21 protein-coding genes and 1 tRNA gene are annotated in these 18856 nt (G+C 73.7%); 13 read left to right on the top strand and 9 right to left on the bottom strand.

The window, feature by feature from the left end:
* Positions 1–2 precede the first annotated feature (2 nt).
* From BLU42_RS18740 to BLU42_RS18690, 11 genes are read left to right on the top strand one after another with little or no spacing between them, the layout of a single operon-like run.
* Entirely contained in the window at positions 3–935 is a 933-nt protein-coding gene (locus tag BLU42_RS18740) for an ABC transporter permease (RefSeq protein WP_091078044.1), read from the top strand.
* Positions 935–1846, top strand: coding sequence for an ABC transporter permease (locus tag BLU42_RS18735; RefSeq protein ID WP_091078040.1), 912 nt, complete (start codon positions 935–937; stop codon positions 1844–1846). The genes BLU42_RS18740 and BLU42_RS18735 overlap by 1 nt, the downstream gene beginning before the upstream one ends.
* Positions 1843–2784: an ABC transporter ATP-binding protein gene (locus BLU42_RS18730; protein ID WP_091078036.1), complete on the top strand. Its 942-nt coding sequence runs from the start codon at positions 1843–1845 to the stop codon at positions 2782–2784. The genes BLU42_RS18735 and BLU42_RS18730 overlap by 4 nt, the downstream gene beginning before the upstream one ends.
* A gap of 59 nt (positions 2785–2843) precedes the next feature.
* The gene (locus BLU42_RS18725) at positions 2844–3677 is read left to right on the top strand and encodes an ATP-binding cassette domain-containing protein (RefSeq protein WP_197680513.1); all 834 of its coding nucleotides are present in this window, start codon (positions 2844–2846) and stop codon (positions 3675–3677) included.
* On the top strand, positions 3674–4651 hold the full coding sequence (locus BLU42_RS18720) for an aldo/keto reductase (RefSeq protein WP_231918296.1): 978 nt from the start codon (positions 3674–3676) through the stop codon (positions 4649–4651). Before BLU42_RS18725 ends, BLU42_RS18720 begins: the two co-directional genes overlap by 4 nt.
* A gap of 18 nt (positions 4652–4669) precedes the next feature.
* Positions 4670–5440, top strand: a complete 771-nt coding sequence (locus BLU42_RS18715) for an HpcH/HpaI aldolase family protein (RefSeq protein ID WP_091078030.1) — start codon at positions 4670–4672, stop codon at positions 5438–5440.
* Positions 5437–6672, top strand: a complete 1236-nt coding sequence (locus BLU42_RS18710) for a sialidase family protein (RefSeq protein ID WP_091078026.1) — start codon at positions 5437–5439, stop codon at positions 6670–6672. Before BLU42_RS18715 ends, BLU42_RS18710 begins: the two co-directional genes overlap by 4 nt.
* A complete protein-coding gene (locus BLU42_RS18705; RefSeq protein WP_091078023.1) occupies positions 6672–7367 on the top strand; it encodes an SDR family NAD(P)-dependent oxidoreductase in 696 nt (231 codons plus the stop codon). Before BLU42_RS18710 ends, BLU42_RS18705 begins: the two co-directional genes overlap by 1 nt.
* Positions 7364–8536 (top strand): four-carbon acid sugar kinase family protein, encoded by a 1173-nt coding sequence (locus BLU42_RS20940; protein WP_172825829.1) that lies wholly within the window; start codon positions 7364–7366, stop codon positions 8534–8536. Before BLU42_RS18705 ends, BLU42_RS20940 begins: the two co-directional genes overlap by 4 nt.
* Positions 8533–9585: a 4-hydroxythreonine-4-phosphate dehydrogenase PdxA gene (pdxA, locus tag BLU42_RS18695; protein ID WP_091078014.1), complete on the top strand. Its 1053-nt coding sequence runs from the start codon at positions 8533–8535 to the stop codon at positions 9583–9585. Before BLU42_RS20940 ends, pdxA begins: the two co-directional genes overlap by 4 nt.
* 36 nt (positions 9586–9621) lie before the next feature.
* The gene (locus tag BLU42_RS18690; protein ID WP_197680512.1) at positions 9622–10638 is read left to right on the top strand and encodes a zinc-dependent alcohol dehydrogenase; all 1017 of its coding nucleotides are present in this window, start codon (positions 9622–9624) and stop codon (positions 10636–10638) included.
* 87 nt (positions 10639–10725) lie between these two features.
* Here the strand turns inward: BLU42_RS18690 and BLU42_RS18685 are convergent.
* The 3 genes from BLU42_RS18685 to BLU42_RS18675 form a co-directional block, all read right to left on the bottom strand.
* Positions 10726–10813 (bottom strand) — tRNA-Ser (locus BLU42_RS18685).
* A 33-nt stretch (positions 10814–10846) separates the two neighbouring features.
* Positions 10847–11293 (bottom strand): nucleoside deaminase, encoded by a 447-nt coding sequence (locus BLU42_RS18680; RefSeq protein WP_197680840.1) that lies wholly within the window; start codon positions 11291–11293, stop codon positions 10847–10849.
* 55 nt (positions 11294–11348) lie between these two features.
* Positions 11349–11957 (bottom strand): tRNA adenosine deaminase-associated protein, encoded by a 609-nt coding sequence (locus BLU42_RS18675; protein WP_091078003.1) that lies wholly within the window; start codon positions 11955–11957, stop codon positions 11349–11351.
* Between the two features lie 151 nt (positions 11958–12108).
* Between BLU42_RS18675 and upp the strand changes: the two genes are divergently transcribed.
* Positions 12109–12747 (top strand): uracil phosphoribosyltransferase, encoded by a 639-nt coding sequence (gene upp / locus BLU42_RS18670; RefSeq protein WP_091081016.1) that lies wholly within the window; start codon positions 12109–12111, stop codon positions 12745–12747.
* A 6-nt stretch (positions 12748–12753) separates the two neighbouring features.
* On the opposite strand, the gene BLU42_RS18665 is transcribed toward upp, so the two are convergent.
* On the bottom strand, positions 12754–13629 hold the full coding sequence (locus BLU42_RS18665) for a DNA/RNA non-specific endonuclease (RefSeq protein ID WP_091078000.1): 876 nt from the start codon (positions 13627–13629) through the stop codon (positions 12754–12756).
* Between the two features lie 8 nt (positions 13630–13637).
* On the bottom strand, positions 13638–14546 hold the full coding sequence (locus BLU42_RS18660; RefSeq protein ID WP_091077996.1) for a 1,4-dihydroxy-2-naphthoyl-CoA synthase: 909 nt from the start codon (positions 14544–14546) through the stop codon (positions 13638–13640).
* 110 nt (positions 14547–14656) lie between these two features.
* Between BLU42_RS18660 and BLU42_RS18655 the strand changes: the two genes are divergently transcribed.
* Positions 14657–15232, top strand: coding sequence for a hypothetical protein (locus BLU42_RS18655; protein WP_091077992.1), 576 nt, complete (start codon positions 14657–14659; stop codon positions 15230–15232).
* 11 nt (positions 15233–15243) lie between these two features.
* On the opposite strand, the gene BLU42_RS18650 is transcribed toward BLU42_RS18655, so the two are convergent.
* The 4 genes from BLU42_RS18650 to BLU42_RS18635 form a co-directional block, all read right to left on the bottom strand.
* Positions 15244–15822 carry a CAP domain-containing protein gene (locus BLU42_RS18650; protein WP_091077989.1) on the bottom strand — a complete coding sequence of 193 codons (579 nt, stop codon included), beginning with the start codon at positions 15820–15822 and terminating at the stop codon, positions 15244–15246.
* An 83-nt stretch (positions 15823–15905) separates the two neighbouring features.
* The gene (locus BLU42_RS18645; protein ID WP_091077986.1) at positions 15906–16415 is read right to left on the bottom strand and encodes a pyridoxamine 5'-phosphate oxidase family protein; all 510 of its coding nucleotides are present in this window, start codon (positions 16413–16415) and stop codon (positions 15906–15908) included.
* A 42-nt stretch (positions 16416–16457) separates the two neighbouring features.
* Positions 16458–17213: an SDR family oxidoreductase gene (locus tag BLU42_RS18640; protein WP_091077982.1), complete on the bottom strand. Its 756-nt coding sequence runs from the start codon at positions 17211–17213 to the stop codon at positions 16458–16460.
* A gap of 78 nt (positions 17214–17291) precedes the next feature.
* On the bottom strand, positions 17292–18773 hold the full coding sequence (locus tag BLU42_RS18635) for an MDR family MFS transporter (protein ID WP_197680511.1): 1482 nt from the start codon (positions 18771–18773) through the stop codon (positions 17292–17294).
* Positions 18774–18856: the final 83 nt, after the last annotated feature.

Genomic DNA, 18856 nt, shown 5'->3' with positions numbered 1-18856 from the left:
CGATGGCCCTCTACCTGCTGAAACGGATCGGGCAGACGCTGCTGACCGCCTGGGTCACGGTGACGATCGTCTTCCTGCTGCTCCGGCTCGCGCCCGGGGACCCGGCCGTGAGCTACGCCCCGCCGAACCCGACGGCGGCCCAGCTCGACGTCATCCGGGCCGAGTTCGGCCTCGACAAGCCTCTGATCACCCAGTACGGGACGTTCCTGTCCCACCTGCTGCAGGGCGACGTGGGCCAGTCGTTCCAGTTCCGCGAGCCGGCGCTCGACGTCGTCATGCAGCGGCTGCCGTTCACGATCACCCTCGCGGTCGCCGCGATCGTCGTGACCGCCCTGCTGGCGATCCCGCTCGGCATCTGGATGGCTCGTCGGGCCAACACGGCGGGCGAGCTGGGGGCCAACATCGCGACCATCGCGGGCCAGTCGATGCCGGACTTCTGGATCGGCTTCGTGCTCCTGATCGTGTTCGCGGTCAACCTGCAGGTGCTGCCACCGTCGGGCTTCACCTCGCTGTCCTCGCTGATCCTGCCCACGGCGACGATCGTGATCCTGCAGGTCGCCCTCATCTCCCGGCTGGTGCGCCGGGAGATGAGCACCAACCTCGCCGCCCCGTACGTGACGATCGCCCGCTCCCGCGGGGCGAGCGAACCGCGGCTCACGTGGCGCTACGCCTTCGCCAACTCGGCCATCCCGGTCGTGACCGCGCTTGGCACCCGCTTCGCGGCCATGCTCAACGGCGTCGTGATCGTCGAGGTGGTGTTCCAGTGGCCGGGCGTGGGTTCGCTCGTCGTCGACGCCCTGGAACGCCGCGACCTGCCGGTGATCCAGGCGACCGTTCTCGTCACCGTCCTGCTCGCGCTGGTCGTCCAGCTCGGGGTCGACCTGCTCTACCCGCTGCTCGACCCGCGGGTCCGTCTGGGAAGGGGAGCCCGCTGATGGCTCAGCAGCTGACAGCAGCCGACCTCGGCCGGCCCTCGGCCGTCACGCCCCGTCAACTCCGGGGCTCCGCCGCAGCGCGTCGCGCCCGGCACAGCACGATCAAGATGTGGATCGGGGCGGTCTGCGCCGCCGTCGTGGTGCTGCCCGTCCTGCTCGCCGGGGTCCTCCCGCTGCCCGATCCCGTGAAGGGCGTCCTCACGGACAGCTCCCTGCCGCCGCTCTCCCCCGGGCACCTGCTGGGCACCGACCCGAACGGGCGCGACCTGCTCTCACGGATCCTGCACGGCGGCCAGACGAGCCTCCTCATCGGCGTGCTCGCGATCGTCCTGTCGGGACTGATCGGCGTGGTGGCGGGCTCGCTCGCCGGCTACTACGGCGGCTGGGTCGACGTCCTCGTCTCTCGCGCCCTCGAGGCGCAGATGTCCCTGCCGCTGCTGCTCATGCTGCTGCTCGTCGTCGCCCTCTTCGGGCCGTCGGTACCGGTCATCACGCTGGTGATCGCCATCGCCCAGTGGCCGGAACCGGCCCGCCTCACCCGGGCCCTGGTGCTCGTGGAGCGCGAGAAGCCCTACGTCGCCGCGGCCCAGGTGCTGGGGCTGAGTCGTCCGCTGATCGTCCTGCGGCACATCATCCCCAACATCCTCCCGCAGGTGCTGGTCGTCGTGCTCCTGCTGCTCGCCCAGGCGGTGCTGCTGGAGAGCGCGCTGAGCTTCCTCGGCGCCGGCGTCCAGCGTCCGTACCCGACGTGGGGCGGGATCATCTCCGACGGCCGCGAGCTCTTCGTCATCGGCACCTGGTGGCTGGTCACGCTTCCCGGCGTGGCGATCGCGCTGCTCGTCGTGGGCGTCAACCTCCTCGGCGACGGCCTGCGCGACCGCACCCGGCGCACCAAGGCGGCGCAGGCATGAGCGCCGTGGTGGAGGTGGACGACCTCGTCGTCGAGCTGATGACCCCGGCCGGGATCGTGCGGGCCGTCGACGGCGTGAGCCTGCGGATCGAGCCGGGCGAGACGGTGACGATCATCGGCGAGTCCGGCTCGGGCAAGTCGACCACCGCCATGTCGTTGCTCCGTCTCCTGCCGGACGACCTGGCCGTGATCTCGGGGACGGCGAGCATCGTCGGTAACGACGTGGTCGGCACCCGCAAGCACCTCGGGGCCCTCCGCGGCCGCGCCGTCGGCCTGATCCCCCAGGACCCGATGACGGCACTGAACCCGATCTCCACGGTCGGGGCCCAGCTGGCCGAGTCGATCCGCCGGGCGCAGCCCGGGCTCGACAAGGCCGCTGCGCGGGCCCGCGCCGTGGAGCTCATGCACCAGGTGCACATCGACGCCCCCGAGAAGCGGATGCGCTCCTACCCCCACGAGCTGTCGGGCGGGATGCTCCAGCGCATCCTCATCGCGGCCGCCATCGGGGCCGAGCCGCAGCTGATCGTGGCCGACGAGCCGACGTCGGCCCTCGACGTCACCGTGCAGGCGGGGATCCTCGACCTGCTGCTCGAGCTGCAGGAGAGGACGGGCGTCGCGATGCTGCTGATCACTCACGACCTCGGGGTCGCCCGGCTGATGAGCGACCGCGTGCACGTCATGCGCCGGGGCGTCTTCGTCGAGGGCGGTCCGGTCGAGCAGGTCGTCGACCGCCCGCAGCACGAGTACACGCAGGCGCTGCTCGCCGCGATCCCCGAGCTCGGGCCGTGGCACGACGCCGAGGCCACGACCGGCGGCGGCGCAGCGCCGGTGCCCACGGCACCGGAGCCGACACCCCCCGACCCGCCGCTGCCTCACGACCTGACGGCGCGCGAGCCGGCGTCGAGCGCGCAGACCGCCACCGGGGCTGAGCTCCTGTGACGACGCCGAATGGACCTGCCGAGCCGGGCGGAACCACCGTCGCCGCTCCGCTGCTCGACGTGTCGGGCCTCGTCGTCGAGTACCGCCGCGACCGGGAGAGCTTCCGCGCCGTCGACGACGTGTCCTTCTCCGTCCCGCGCGGCGGTTGCGTCGCGGTCGTCGGGGAGTCGGGCTCCGGCAAGTCCACGATCGCGCGAGCCCTCGTCCGACTGGTCAAGCCCTCCGCCGGGTCGATGGTCTTCGACGGCACCGACCTCGCCACGCTGCCCGAGCGCCGGCTCCGACCGCTGCGGCACCGCATCCAGATGGTCTTCCAGGACCCGTACGGCTCGCTCGACCCGCACCTGACCGCCGAGCAGGTCGTCGCCGAGCCGATGGCGGTGCGCGGGCAGCGCGACGCCTCGAAGCGGCGCGCGCGGGCCGCCGCGCTGCTGGACCAGGTCGGCCTGCCGTCCAGCGCGCTGCAGCGCAAGCCGCACGAGTTCAGCGGCGGCCAGCGCCAGCGCATCGGGATCGCGCGCGCCCTCGCCTCCGACCCCGACCTGCTCGTGCTCGACGAGGCCACCAGCGCGCTCGACGTGTCCGTGCAGGCGCAGGTCCTGCAGATCCTCGCCGACCTGCGGGCCGAGCACGGGCTCACCTACCTCTTCATCTCGCACAACCTCGGCGTGGTCCAGGCGATCTCCGACGAGGTGGTCGTCCTCCGCAAGGGCCGGGTCGTCGAGCGCGGCACGACTCAGCAGGTGCTGTCCGAGCCGGCCGAGCCGTACACGCGCCGGCTCCGCCGTTCCGCCCTGGAGCCCGCGCTGATGCACGGGCGCAAGCCGCGCGAGGTCGTCCGCGCCGTCGCCGCGGCGCGGAGCGCCGAGCGCACCGGGGCGGTGACCGCGTGAGGACCACCGACCTGGCCGGGCTGCCCGCCGCGCTGCCCGAGCTGGCGCTGGGCACGATGACGTTCGGCGACACCGTCGACCTCGACGGCGCCCGCGCCATGGTCGACGTCGCCCTCGACGCCGGCGTCACCTCGATCGACACCGCCAACGGGTACGCGGCGGGCCGCAGCGAGACGATGCTCGGCGAGATCCTGCGTGGCCGCCGCGACCGGGTGCTGCTGGCGACCAAGGCCGGCATCTACCCCGGTGACGCCGGAGGGCACCCGCTGCTCTCCCGCGCCGGTCTGCGGGCATCGCTCGAGGCGAGCCTGCGACGCCTGGGAACGGACCACGTCGACCTCTTCTACCTGCACCAGCCCGACCGATCGGTGCCGTTGGAGGAGACCGCCCGGGCGCTCGCCGAGGTGGTCGACGCCGGCATGGTCCGCGCGGTCGGCGTCTCGAACTACGCCGCCTGGCAGGTCGGCGACGTCGCCGTCGCGTGCGAGCAGACCGGCGCGCCCCGCCCGGTGATCGCCCAGCAGCTCTACAACCTGCTCGCCCGTCGGGTCGAGGACGAGTACGCCGAGTTCGCCGCGACGCACCAGGTCGCGACGATCGTCTACAACCCGCTCGGCGGGGGCCTCCTGACGGGCCGCCACCGCTTCGACGACGACCCCGGCGAGGGCCGCTTCGGCAGCTCCGCGCTGGCGGCGATGTACCGGCAGCGCTACTGGAACAGGACCGTCTTCGATGCGGTCGACGCCCTGACCACGATCGCCGGCGACGCCGGCGTCGGGCTGCCCGAGCTCGCGCTGCGCTGGCTGCTGCACCGTCCGCTGGTGGCCGCGGTGCTGCTGGGCGGTTCGAGACCGGCGCAGCTCGAGGCCAACATCGCCGCCGCGGCCCGCGGCCCCCTCCCCGCCGACGTCGTCGCCGCGTGCGACGAGGTCGGCACCACCCTGGCGGGCTCGATGCCCGCATACAACCGCTGAGCAGGAGCACACCCGAGCATGAGCACCGCAGCAGAGTTCGCCCGTCGCCTCCGGTCCGGCGACCCCGTCCTGGGCTACTGGGTCGTCACCGACAACCCGGTCGGGACCGAGCGGCTGGCCCGGACGGGCTACGACTACGTCGCCCTGGACCTGCAGCACGGGCTGATCGGCTACTCGGGGATGCTCGGCGGGCTGACCGCGGTCGACGCCGCCGGTCAGGCGGTCGGCCTCGTCCGCGTGGAGGCCAACCTCCCGACCCCGATCGGCAAGGCCCTCGACGCGGGTGCCGCCGGCGTGATCGTCCCCCTGGTCAACACGGCGCAGGACGCGGCGGCGGCCGTGGCCGCCGCCAAGTACCCGCCCACGGGCATCCGGTCGTACGGGCCGATGCGCTCGGCCCTCCGGGTCGGGCCGGACCCGGTCGACGCGAACGAGAGCGTGGTCGTCCTCGCCATGATCGAGACCCCTCAGGGCCTCGCGAACGTCGAGGAGATCGCCGCGACCCCGGGCCTCGACGGCCTCTACATCGGCCCGTCCGACCTGGCTCTCGCCGTCGGTGCGGCACGGCCGGGCGACCCGGCCAAGGCCGCCGAGCTCGAGGCGGCGATCGGTCGCGTCCTCGCCGCGGCGCAGGCCAGCGGGGTCGTCCCCGGGATCCACACCCCGTCCGGCGACGTGGCGCGGCAGCGGCTCGAGGCGGGGTTCCGGCTCGTGACGGTCGCCTCCGACCTGACGCACCTCGAGGCGGTGGCCCGCGGTCACCTGGACGCCGCGCGGGAGCGGCGATGACGTCGCGCTACGCCGACCAGGCCGGGGTCGTCGCGACCGTCCCCCCGGAGCTGTTCGACGGTCGGCTACGGCCGGGACCGGGCACGGGCCGCCAGGACGCCTACCTGGCGACCGCGACCGTGCAGAGCCACGCGGCGATGCTGCACCGGCTCGGGAACGGCGACCTGGGCCTGGTGTGGTTCGGCGGGACGCAGGAGGGCGTCGGCGACGTCTCGGTCTGGTTCTCGCGTCTCGCCGACGGCGCCGAGCGCTGGAGCGAACCGGTCCGGCTGAGCGACGACGGCACGCGCTCGGAGCAGAACCCGGTGCTGTTCCGGACCCCGACCGGGCGGCTGTGGCTCCTGTACACCGCCCAGCGCGCGGGCCACCAGGACACGGCCGAGGTCCGGCGCCGGCTGTCGGACGACGACGGCGCCACCTGGGGCGAGGCCGAGACCCTCTTCGCCGCCGACGAGCAGGGCGGCGTCTTCGTGCGTCAGCCGGTCCTCGTGACGGCCTCGGGACGGTGGCTGCTCCCCGTGTTCCGGTGCGCGCGGGTCCCGGGCCAGGCCTGGTCCGGCGACGACGACACGAGCTCGGTGATGATCTCCGACGACGAGGGCACGACGTGGCGCGAGGTCGCCGTCCCCGGCAGCACCGGGTGCGTCCACATGAACCCGGTCGAGCTGAGCGACGGGAGCCTGCACGCGCTGTTCCGCAGCCGCTGGGCCGACCACGTCTACGAGAGCCGCTCCGACGACGACGGCGAGACCTGGTCGGTCCCCGCGCCGACCGCGCTGCCTAACAACAACTCCTCGATCCAGCAGCAGCGCCTGGCCGACGGCCGGCTGGCGCTGGTCTACAACCACGCGAGCCGGGAGGACGCCACCGGGCGCCGCGAGAACCTGTACGACGAGATCGGCGACGACGGCCTGGTCGAGCCGGGGCAGCTGGTGGCGGCGACCGCTCCCGAGCGGGACCCGGGCGCGCGCCGGGCGTTCTGGGGCGCGCCCCGGGCGCCGCTGAGCCTGGCGTTCTCCAGCGACGGCGGCGCGACCTTCGAGGTGGCCGGCGACCTCGACGAGGGCGACGGCTTCTGCCTGACCAACAACTCGCGGGACCGGCTCAACCGGGAGCTCTCCTACCCCGCCGTGCTCGAGGCGCCTGACGGGAGCCTCGACGTGGCGTACACCTGGCACCGCCAGACGATCAAGCACGTCCGCATCCCTGCGGGCTGGCGCCAGGACGCCTGATGCTCGCCGAAGCGGGCGGCCGGCCCGTCGCCGTGGTCACCGGCGTCAGCTCCGGGATCGGCGAGGCGGTCGCGCGCCGCCTGCTCGACGACGGCTGGGCCGTCACGGGGATCAGCCGGCGCCGGCCCGCGTTCGAGTCGGCCCACCTGACCTGGCTGCAGGCCGACCTGCTCGACCCGGCGGCGGTGGACGCCGTGGCCGCACGGGCGCCGGACCCGGACGCCGTGGTGCACGCGGCGGGGGTCCTGAGGTCCGCCCCGCTCGGCTCCCTGGACCCCGACGCGCTCGCGACCATGTGGCGGCTCCACGTCGACGTCCCGAGCCGGCTGGTGGACGCGCTGGCGGGACGCCTGGCCGACGGCGGACGGGTGGTCCTCATCGGCAGCCGGACGAGCGTGGGCACCGCCGGCAAGAGCCAGTACGCCGCGACGAAGGCCGCCCAGGAGGCCCTGAGTCGCTCCTGGGCGATCGAGCTGGCGCCGCGGCAGGTCACGGTGAACGTGGTCGCCCCCGGACCGACCCGTACGGCCATGCTCGACGACCCGGGCCGCTCCGGGACACCGCCGCAGGTCCCCAGCCTCGGCCGCTTCGTCGAACCGTCCGAGGTCGCTGCGCTCGTCGCCTTCCTGCTCGGGCCCGACGGCCGGTCCATCACGGGCCAGCGGCTCGTCGTCTGCGGGGGTGCGTCGCTGTGAGGCCCCCGGTGCTCGGGCTCGTGGCGGACGACCTCACAGGGGCCGGCGACTCGGCCGTGGGGTTCGCGGCCGCCGGCTGGACGGCGGTCCTCGCCCTCCGTGCCACCCGGCTCCGGCAGCCGGTCGCCGCAGGTCCCGTCGTGCTCGCGGTCAGCACCGCGACCCGCGCGACCTCCGACGACGAGGCGGCCGTCCGGACCGCCGAGGCCGTCGACGCGCTCGTGGCCGCCGGGGCCGAGCGTCTGTACGTCAAGATCGACTCGACCGTCCGCGGCTCGGTGGCCGGCCAGGTCGACGGCGCCCTGTCCGCCTGGGAACGTCACCGGCCAGGAGCCCGGGCCGTGGTCTGCCCCGCCTTCCCCGCCCTGGGGCGGACCGTGGAGGCCGGGGAAGTCCTCGTGGCGGGGTCGCCGCTCGCCCGCTCCGCGGCCGCGCTCGACCCGGTGACCCCGCGGGAGGACGGCCACCTCTCGAGGCTCGTCCGCGACGCGGTGCGCGACGTCGACGGCCACCTCCTCGGCGCGCCCGGCTCCCGCCTCGTCGCCGACGCCCGGGACGAGACCGACCTCGACCGCCTCGCCCGGCGGGTCGACGCCCTCGGCCCCGAGCTGGTGGTCGTCGGATCGGGCGGCCTGGCCGCCGCGCTCGGCCGCGCCTGGTCCGTCCCCCGGCTCCGACCCGTGCCCGCCCCGGTCGGCGGACGGGTGCTGGTCGCCGTGAGCTCGCTCCACCCCGCCGCCCTCGACCAGGTCGGGTGGCTGCGGGCCCGGGGAGAGGCCGGGGTCGACGTGCTGACCACCGCCCCCGAGGTGGGCGACCCCGTCGTCGCCGCCCGTGACCTGGCCGCCCGGGTGGCCGACTCCCTGACCACGCGGTCGTACGACGCCCTGGTCCTCGTCGGCGGGGACGGCGCCGCCGCCGTCCTCGACCTCCTCGACGCGGACGGCATCGACGTGGACGGCGCCGCCGTCCCCGGCTGCCCGACGGGCTCCCTAACCGGCGGGCCGGCCGACGGGCTCCGGCTCGTCACCAAGTCGGGGGGCTTCGGCGTGGCGTCGGCCCTCGAGGCGATCGTCCGCACCCTGCGCCACCCCACGCCCTCACCGGCACACCCCGGCTCCGACCACCCCGACGCCGGACCCCGGCCGACCCCGAAAGAAGCACGATGACCGACACCTCCCCCCTGCCCGTGCTCGCCCTGACCCTCGGCGACGTCGCCGGCATCGGGCCCGAGATCACCGCCAAGACGCTGCTGCTGCACCCCGAGCTGCGCGAGGTGTGCGTGCCCGTCGTCGTCGGGGACGCGGACGCCATGCGGGCGGGAGCGGTGCGCGCCGGGCTCGACCCGGACACCGTCCGGGTCGTCGAGGACCCGCGGGCCACCAGCAACGACCCCGGCACCATCGAGCTCTGGCAGACCGGGCCGTCGCTCGCCGACGTCGTCGTGGGCGAGCTGAGCCCCGTCGCCGGCGACGGGGCGTACCGCTTCGTCGTCGAGGCCTGCCGCCTGGCGCGCGAGGGACAGGTGGACGGCATCGTCACCGCGCCGCTCAACAAGGCGGCGATGCAGGCCGGCGGGCACAAGTGGCCCGGCCACACCGAGCTGCTGGCGCACGAGTTCGGCGTGGACAACTACAGCCTCGTCCTGTCGGCCGGCGACCTCTACTTCTTCCACCTCACCGCGCACGTCTCGCTGGAGCGGGCGATCACCGACACCACGCCCGAGCGCACCGACGACATCTTCACCCTGGCGTCGGCCTTCACCCGCGCCCTCGGCCGGCCGGACGAGGCCATCGGCCTGTGCGGGCTCAACCCCCACGCCGGTGAGAACCGGATCTTCGGCGACGAGGACGCCGACGTCCTCGCCCCCGCCGTCGAGCGGGCCCGCGCGCGCGGGATCAACGCGCACGGCCCGATCCCGGCCGACGCGCTCATCCCCGCCGCCGTGCGCGGCAAGTGGAACGTGGTCATCGCCTGCTACCACGACCAGGGGCACGCGCCCTTCAAGGCGGTCTACGGCGACGACGGCGTCAACATCACCATCGGCCTGCCCGTCGTGCGGGTCTCGGTCGACCACGGCACGGCCTTCGACATCGCCGGGCAGGGCATCGCCCGGGAGGCGAGCCTGGTGCTGTCCTGCCGTCGGGCGGCCGAGCTCGCGCCCGGCTGGGGCGACGTGTGGGAGGCTGCGCGGCAGAGCCAGGCCGTCTCGGCCTGAGCGACCCCCTCCGGGGGCGACAGGAGGCTGGCCGTCTTGCGCGCGTTCGTCGTCACCGGGCCGGGGCGGGGCGAGGTGCAGGAGGTCCCGGCACCCGTGGCCGCCCCGGGGCTGGTGGTGGTCGACGTCGAGCGCGCCGGCGTGTGCGGCACCGACGCCGAGCTGTTCTCGGGCGAGATGGCCTACCTCGAGACCGGAGAGGCGCGCTACCCGCTGCGCCTCGGGCACGAGTGGTGCGGCCGCGTCAGCGCCGTCGGTGCGGACGTGGACGCCGCCTGGCTCGGTCGCCGCGTCACGGGCGACACCATGCTCGGCTGCGGGCACTGCCGGCGCTGCACGTCCGGGCGCCAGCACCTGTGCGCCGACCGCCACGAGATCGGGGTCCGGAACGGCTGGCCCGGGGCGCTGGCGGAGCAGCTCCCGGTGCCCGCGTCCGCCCTCGTCGCCCTGCCGGACGGGCTCGACCCCGTGCTCGGCGCCCTGGTCGAGCCGGCCGGCAACGCGCTGCGCAGCGTCCGGGCGGCCGCCCTGGAGCCCGGCGCGCGGGTGCTCGTCCTCGGACCGGGCACCATCGGGCTGCTCGTGGCGCAGGTCGCCCGCGCCGAGGGCGCCGAGGTCCACCTGCTCGGCCCGGACGACCGGTTCCGGGCGCTCGCGACCACCCTCGGCTTCGAGCAGCTCTGGACCAGCGCGACGCTGGACCGCGGCGTGGCGTTCGACGCCGTGGTCGACGCGTCGAACGACGCCCGCCTGCCCGCGCTCGCGGTGGAGCTCGTCGAGCCGGGCGGGCACGTCGTGCTCGTCGGTCTCTCGGGTCGCGAGAGCCGGCTCGACTCCCGGTCCGTCGTGCTCAAGGACGTGACGGTCACCGGTGTCCTCAGCGCCTCCGGAGGGCTCGAGGGTGCCGCCCGGCTCTTCGCCGAGGGCCGCGTCGACCCGCGACCGCTCGTCGCGGCGACCGTCGGGCTCGAGGAGGTCGCCGACGTCCTCGCGGGCACCCGCCCGGCCGGTGCGGGCCCCGGCCCGAAGGTCCACGTCGACCCGCGCGCCTGAGCGGTCGGAGGACGACGGCCCGGCGCGACGGGCAGCACGGACGACAGACGCCGACGCCCCCTGGAGGGCGCCGGCGTCTGGTCCTGCTGGCGGTGGCGGAGAGATTTGAACTCTCGGAAGTTTTCACTTCACGCGCTTTCGAGGCGCGCTCTTTAGGCCGCTCAGACACGCCACCGCCGAAGAGAGTACCCGGGCGGCTCGGTCGACGCTAATCCGTCCCAACCCTCCGGTGGCCGGAGAAGAAGTCGAGCAGGACGGCCGAGCACTCGGCCTCCATGATCCCGCCGCGCACGTCGACGCGGTGGTTGAGCCGGGGGTCGCGCAGCACGTCGAACAGCGACGCCACCGCCCCTGCCTTGGGGTCGTACGCGCCGAACACGCACCGCTCGACCCGCGCGAGCACAAGGGCTCCCGCACACATGGTGCAGGGCTCGAGCGTCGCGACCAGCGTGTGCCCGTCCAGGCGCCAGGTGCCCGCGGCCTCGGCCGCCCGCCGCAGCGCGAGCACCTCGGCGTGGGCGGTCGGGTCCTGCGTGAGCTCGCGCTCGTTGCCCGCGGCCGCCACGACCTCCCCGGCCGGGTCGAGCACGACGGCCCCCACCGGCACGTCCCCGGAGCCGACGGCCAGCCGGGCCCGGTCGAGCGCGAGCCGCATCGCGGCGCCCCAGCGCCCGCCCGTCGCTGCGGTCATCGCCCCTGGTCCCGGGAGCTCAGTCCCGGAACGCCGCCTCGGTCGCCCGCGAGAAGTCGGGGTTGATGTTGATGCGGTCGGCGATGGTGCCGAGCATCTGGTCGCTGCCCAGGTCGAGGTCGTCGACGATCCGGCTGAGGTCGAACTCGCTCAGCCCGAGGTCCGCCAGCATCTCGAGGTCACCCACGAGCTCGCCGTCCTCGTCGTCGAGCTGGTCGAGGTCGAGGTCCTCGCCGAGGAAGTCGAGCACGTCGTGCGCGATCGGGAAGTCGGCCGCGGCCGCCGAGTCCGACAGGATCGCCTGCACGTGCTGGCCCCGGACCCGCAGGACCACGAACACCTCGTCGACCAGGCTCACGAAGCCGAGGGCACCGGCGTCGCCCGGCAGGCGCCGGAGCTGGTCGATCAGGCCGTCGAGGTCGTTGGCGAGCTCGTCGTCCAGCGCCTGGACGTGCAGCTGGCCGTCCTCGCGGTAGGCGGCGAGGACGTAGTCGATCTCGTCCTCGGCCGCGTCCTCGAGGTCGTCGTCGGGGTCGGAGTCGTCCGGGTCGTCGGCGTCAGGAGTCGCGACGCCCGGCTTGTCCGCCTCCTCGAACGACACGTACTCCTCGTCGTCGAACCCCGCCATGACTGTCCTCCCCCACACCGGCGGGCGCGCGCGTCAGGGCACCAGCCCCGGCCGTCACCCGTCCCGCTCCGGTGCCACATCGTGTCAGACCCTGCCCAATCCTTCCTGTCCGGTCGCGGACGAGGCGTCGCTCGGCGATAGCGTGGCCGCCGTGGATGTCACGGTCATCGACCACCCCCTCGTCGCGCACAAGCTGACGGCCCTGCGCGACGTGGAGACGGACTCGCCGACCTTCCGTCGCCTGACCGAGGAGCTCGTCACGCTCCTCGCGTACGAGGCGACGCGGGAGGTGCGGGTCACCCCGACGACGGTGCAGACCCCGGTCGCCCCGGCCGACGGGGTCAGGCTCGCGCTGCCCAAGCCGCTCGTCGTGCCGATCCTGCGGGCCGGGCTCGGGATGCTCGAGGGCATGACCCGGCTGGTCCCGACCGCCGAGGTCGGCTTCGTGGGCATGGTGCGCAACGAGGAGACCCTCGAGCCGTCCACGTACGCGGAGCGCCTGCCCGAGGACCTCAGCGGGCGCCAGTGCTACGTCCTCGACCCGATGCTGGCGACCGGCGGCACGCTCGCCGCCGCGGTCCGCTTCCTCGTCGACCGGGGCGCCGACCACATCACCTGCATCTGCCTGCTCGCCGCGCCCGAGGGCATCGAGCGGCTGACGCAGCTGCTCGACGACCTGCACGTGCCCTGCACCCTGGTCCTGGCCGGCCTCGACGAGCGGCTCAACGAGAAGGGCTACATCGTCCCCGGGCTGGGCGACGCGGGCGACCGCCTGTACGGGGTGGTGTGACCCCGCTCAGAGCGTGACGTCGGAGACGCGCGTCAGGCGCGTCCACCGCGCGTCGAGCTCCGCCGAGCCCCGGCCGAGGTCGGCGGGACGCGCCCCGACCGGCACCGGCAGCCGGTCGGCCTCGACGAGCGGCCCGAGGTCGAGACCGGTCAGCGTCCCGACGTCGACCACCGGGACCTGGTAGGTCAGGTAGGCCCCGAGGTCCGGCGGTGCCGCGGCCGCGCGCCCGGCGTCGCTCAGGTCGATCGCGTCGAGCTGCGTGGACTGGTCGAGCACGTACGCCGTCGCGGCGAGCACCGGCTCGGTCTCCTCGCCGGCGTTCCAGGCCGCGATCTTCCAGAAGCGGCGCGGGACGCGGGTGCCGCGGTAGGGCGGGTCGTCATCGCCGAAGACCGGCGCGGTCAGGACGGTGAGGCGAGCCGCGTACGTGCGGGCGTGCTCGAGGACGTAGTCCTCCAACCCCGACCACAGCAGCTCGCCCTGGTTGAACAGCGCGGCCTGGGGCGCGGCGTTGACGTAGCTGAACGTGTCCACGTTCGCCTGCTGCGCGACCGCGCGGTCTCCCCACACCGGGTCGCGGCGGCGGACGAGGTGCCCGCGGTCGAGGTCGTTGCGGGCGTAGACCTCCGGGCCGGTCTGCGCGTCGACCCCCACCCGCTCGTCGAGGTGCCAGTCGTCGCCGCGGTCGATGTCGAGCAGCCTGGCGCCGTCGACGTTGACCGCCGTGAGGACGGCCAGCCGCCGCTCGGGCGCCAGCACCACCGTGAAGTGGGTGAAGGGCAGCTCGACCGTCTCGACGCCCTCGGGCGTGCCGGGCAGGGCCAGCGGCGTGCCGAGGAACCAGGGGTCGTACGCGTTCGGGGCTGCGGGGCTCGTGGTCATCGCCGGCCTCAGTAGTAGTAGGGGAACGCCGACCAGTCGGGCGCGCGCTTCTCGAGGAAGGAGTCGCGGCCCTCGACGGCCTCGTCGGTCATGTAGGCCAGGCGCGTCGCCTCGCCGGCGAAGAGCTGCTGGCCGACCAGCCCGTCGTCGACGGCGTTGAAGGCGTACTTGAGCATCCGTTGCGCGGTCGGGCTCTTGCCGCAGACCTTCTCGCCCCACTCCAGGCCGACGCGCTCGAGGTCGGCGTGCGGGACGACGGCGTTGACCATGCCCATGCGGTGCGCGGCCTCGGCGTCGTAGGTGTCGCCGAGGAAGAAGATCTCGCGGGCGAACTTCTGCCCGACCTGACGCGCGAGGTACGCCGAGCCGAAGCCGCCGTCGAAGGAGCCGACGTCGGCGTCGGTCTGCTTGAACCGCGCGTGCTCGGCGCTGGCGATCGTCAGGTCGCAGACGACGTGCAGGCTGTGCCCGCCGCCGGCCGCCCAGCCCCCGACGAGGGCGATGACGACCTTGGGCATGAAGCGCACCAGCCGCTGCACCTCGAGGATGTGCAGCCGGCCCTGCTTCGCGGGATCCACCTGCTCGGGCGCCTCGTCGTCGGCGTAGGTGTAGCCGGAGCGCCCGCGGATGCGCTGGTCTCCCCCGCTGCAGAAGGCCCAGCCGCCGTCCTTGGGCGAGGGCCCGTTGCCGGTCAGGAGGACGCAGCCGACGTCGGACGACGTCCGCGCGTGGTCGAGGACGGCGACGAGCTCGTCGACGGTGTGCGGGCGGAAGGCGTTGCGCACCTCGGGCCGGTCGAACGCCACGCGGACCACCGGCGAGCGGCGCGCCCGGTGGTAGGTGACGTCGGTCAGCGCGAAGCCGGGGACCGGCTCCCAGAGCTCGGGGTCGAAGGGCTGTTCTGCTGGGTCACCCACGGGCTCACCGTAGTGCGCAGGGGTGACAGCTCTTCCGTCGCGAGCCGTCCGCAGCGCATGCTGCTGCCCTGACGACGACGGCACCGGACCCCTGGGCGGACGCCTGGCAGGTGGCGACCCAACCCACGCTCGACCCACGCCTCACCGGCCGAGGACGTCAGATCTGGGTCCGACGGGTCGTCGGCCTCGTCGCCGTCGCCGTGGTCCTGGTGGTCGGCACCGATCTCGCCTTCGGAGGGCTCGACGACTCGTACCGCAACCTCTGGCCGAGCTCGACGCCGCAGCTCGTCGTCGGGATCGGCCTCGTCGTCGTGGGCCTCGTTCTCATGATCGCTGGCGCCGCCCGATCCGTCGCGAAGGATCTCGACCGTTCCTTCATCGGTCTGGACGCCTACCTCCCAAGGAGAGGTCGCGCCTGGGCGCGGCACCAGATCGCTGCCGGTCGAGCCGTCGTACCGGAGCGTCGCGACGTGGTGACCGTGATCGCGCAGCAGATGAGATCCGAGGGCAATCAGGTCCTCGTCTACTCGGGACTCTGCTGCTCCTACGCCGGCACGCTCGTCGACGGACCGAGCCTGTCGAACCTTGTCGTCTTCGGCGTGCTGATCGCCTGGTTGGGCGTGCTCTCGGTGCGCGCCCTCGTGTGGTCAGCCCGCGCGCGTCGCTGGCTCGCGCTGCACCCCTGACGGGCGCGACCTCAGCGCGGACGGCCGAAGTCGGTCGTCAGCCAGACCTTGTGGTGGGTCTTGTCCTCGATCACGTCGACGCCGACCTCGGTGAAGCTGGTGCTGAGGATGTTGCGGCGGTGCCCGTCGTTCGGGGCGACCTCCTCGTACATCATCGTCTCGAGCGCGAGCACGCCCGCCTCGGAGCGGTCGCTGTTCCAGGCAATGTTCTCCCCGCAGGTCGACCACCTGTACTTCGCCGCGGTCACCCGCTTGCCGAGGTCCTTCTCCCCCTTCACCTGGTGGCTCATGAGGTTCTTCTTCGCCATCGCCAGGTTGTGCTTGTGCGCCGAGCCGTCGAGCTTCTTGTTGCGCTCGAGGGGCTTCAGCCCGTTCGCGGCGCGCTCGGCGTTCAGCTGGGTGAGGACGGCCGTCTCCCAGGACGCGCGGTTCGCGGTCTTCACCGACGACGACGCCGCGGGTGCCGCGGAGACGGTGGCGGCCGCGGGAGCCGTGGGCGCCGCCACGGCCGACGTCTGCGGGGCGAGGAGCGAGGCGGCGGTGGCCAGGCCCAGCGCGAGGGCGGCGAGGCCGCGGGTCGTCGTGGTCATCGGGCGCTCCGTCCGGTCGGGGGTGGGCGTACGACGTGTGGATCGCCCACCCCGCGACCGGCGTTACGCGGAGCAGGTCGGGATCAGAGCTCGACGACCTTGCTCTCGCCGACGTCGGGACGTCCGCCGGTCACGGCCGCCTTCGCGTACTTGGCGAGCGTGACGACCATCGGTGCGTTCGAGGTCCAGTACTCGGCCGTCCTGGCCTCGACCCGCAGCAGCGCGACCTTGGGGTCGTCGCGACCCTGCTCGAACCACGCCTCGGCCCCCGTGCTCCAGAGCTCGTCGATCTTGGCCGGGTCCTTGACGACGCTGCCGGTGCCGCTGATCGACAGCCAGCCGTGGCCCGCCTCGATCGCGACGTTGACCTGGTCGTTGGCGCGGACCTGGTCGGTCTTGGCCGACGGGTCCTCGGTGAAGAACCACAGGTCGCCGTCGAACTCGCGCTGCTGCACCGCGAGCGGGCGGCTCACCAGCGCGCCGTCCTCGGCCACGGTGGTCACGAGGGCGATCGACGCCTTCGCGACCAGCTTCTCGATCGTCTGCTCGTCCTCGGCGGTCGCCGGCGGGGTCTCGGGGGTCTCGGTGCTCATGCTGCGGACCCTACCCAGCGGCCCCAGGGGCCTCCGGACCGCTCAGCCACGCCCGACGTAGGGCATCGCCGACGCGGTGACGGTCAGGGTCCCGACGTTGCTGCCCGGCGGCAGGTCGGCCATCAGCAGCACCGCCCGGGTCACGTCGTCGACCGGCATCGTCGGCTCGTGGCGCACCGACCCGTCGGCCTGCAGCGCTCCCTGCGAGACGCCGACCCCGATGGCCGTGGCCGCGTTGCCCACGTCGATCTGGCCGCAGGTGATCCCGTACGGGCGCCCGTCGAGCTGGACCTGCTTGGTGAGGCCGGTGACCGCGTGCTTCGTCGCGGTGTACGCGATCGAGCGCGGCCTGGGCGTCTGGGCCGAGATGGAGCCGTTGTTGATGATGCGGCCGCCCTGCGGGTCCTGCGCGCGCATCACCCGGAACGCCTCGCGCAGGCACAGGAACATGCCGGTGAGGTTCACGTCGACGACGGCCTGCCAGTCGGCCAGCGCGACCTGGTCGATCTCGGTCGCGGGCGCCCCGCGGCCGGCGTTGTTGACCAGGAGGTCGACCCGCTCGTGGCGCTCGACGGCGCCGTCGAACAGCGCCCGGACCGCGTCCTCGTCGGTGACGTCGGTCGGCACGACGTCGAAGCCGCCGCCGGCGCCCGCGGGCCCGGCGGCCACCTCGCGGAGCGCGTCCTCACGGCGGCCGGCGAGGACGACGCGCCAGCCCTCGCGGGCCAGCCCCTCCGCCGCCCCTCGGCCGATGCCGCTGCCGGCACCGGTGACGACCGCGACCCGACTCGTGCTCACGGGCGACAGTCTGCCGCCGACCCGTGGGCCCGCTGGCGGCGGGCGGTCAGGGCCGGACGGCGCGACGACGGTCGTCGGTCAGTGGGCGGCGACAGGCTCGTGCGCCTCGGCACCCTCAGGACGCTTGGCGTTGTGCATGAACGCGGCGAGCACGACGGTCGAGATCGAGATCAGGGCCGCGATGCGGAAGGCGGTCTGGATGCCCGCGAGCTCGGCGTCCGACGGGCTCGCGCCCGCCGCCTGCTCGGTGGCCGCGTGGCCGGAGTAGATGGCGACGAGCAGGGCGGTCCCGGCCGCGCCAGCGACCTGCTGAAGCGTGCTCAGGATCGCGCTGCCGTGGGAGTAGAGCTTGGGCGGCAGCGGGTTGAGGCCGGTGGTGAAGCCGGGCGTGAAGAGGAACGCCAGACCGATCGAGAGCAGCACGTGGATGCCGATGAGCATCCAGATCGGCGTGGTCTGGTCGATGGTGCTGAGCCGCCACATCGAGACGACGAGCACCACGGAGCCGAAGAGCGTCAGGCCGCGCGGGCCGTAGCGGTCGAAGAGCTTGCCGACCTGCGGGCCGAGCAGACCCATCACCAGGCCGCCGGGCAGCAGCATCAGGCCGGTCTCCAGGGCCCCGATGCCGCGGACCTGCTGCAGGTAGATCGGCAGCAGGATGACCATGCCGAAGAGGGCGAGCATCGCCGCGCACAGCAGGGCCACGCTGATGCTGAAGGACGGGAACCTGAACGAGCGCAGGTCGAGCAGCGGGTTGTCGGTCCGGTAGAGGCGCGACTGCCGCCAGCCGAAGACGAGCAGGGCGAGCGCACCGACGCCCACGAAGGCGAGGGGCGGGATGCCGGCCGGTCCGTCGGTGCCGAGCAGGCTCAGGCCGTAGACGATGCCGCCGAAGGCCGGGACGGTCAGCACGACCGAGAGCACGTCGAGCTTGGAGCGGCCGGGCGTGCCGACGTTGACCAGCTTCTTGTAGCCGAAGAAGAGCGCGCCGAGCGCGATCGGCAGCACGAGGATGAACATGAAGCGCCACGGGAAGAAGTGCAGGACGACGCCCGAGACCGTCGGCCCGATGGCCGGTGCGACGGAGATGACGACGGTGACGTTGCCCATGACCACGCCGCGGCGCTCGACCGGGACCAGGGTGAGGATCGTGGTGATCAGCAGCGGCAGCATCATCGCGGTGCCGCTGGCCTGCACGACGCGGGCCGGGAGCAGCAGCCAGAAGGCCGGCGAGACGGCCGCGAGCAGCGTGCCCAGGCTGAAGAGGCTCATGGCCGTCATGAAGACCTGGCGCGTGGTGAGGCGCTGCAGCAGGTAGCCCGTCGTGGGGATGACGATCGCCAGCGTCAGCATGAAGACCGTGGCGAGCCACTGACCCGTGCGCGCGGAGACGCTCAGGTCCTCCATCAGGCGCGGGAGGGCGACGTTCATGATCGTCTCGTTGAGGATCACGACGAAGGTCGCGACGAGCAGGATCGCGATGACGGCGCGGGTGCTGACGTTCGCGGGGACGGCTGGCTGCGCCGCGTCGGCGGTCTGCGGGGTGCTGGTGGCGGTCACGGGTCGTCCGATCGTCGTGCTGCTGCTGGTGTCGTGCGGGTGCCGGCATCCTTGCCGCGGCGGTCGTCGTCCTGACCCTGCCG

Source organism: Microlunatus sagamiharensis, from assembly GCF_900105785.1.
GTDB classification, from domain to species: domain Bacteria; phylum Actinomycetota; class Actinomycetes; order Propionibacteriales; family Propionibacteriaceae; genus Microlunatus; species Microlunatus sagamiharensis.
This window is presented reverse-complemented; position numbering and strand designations above follow the sequence as displayed.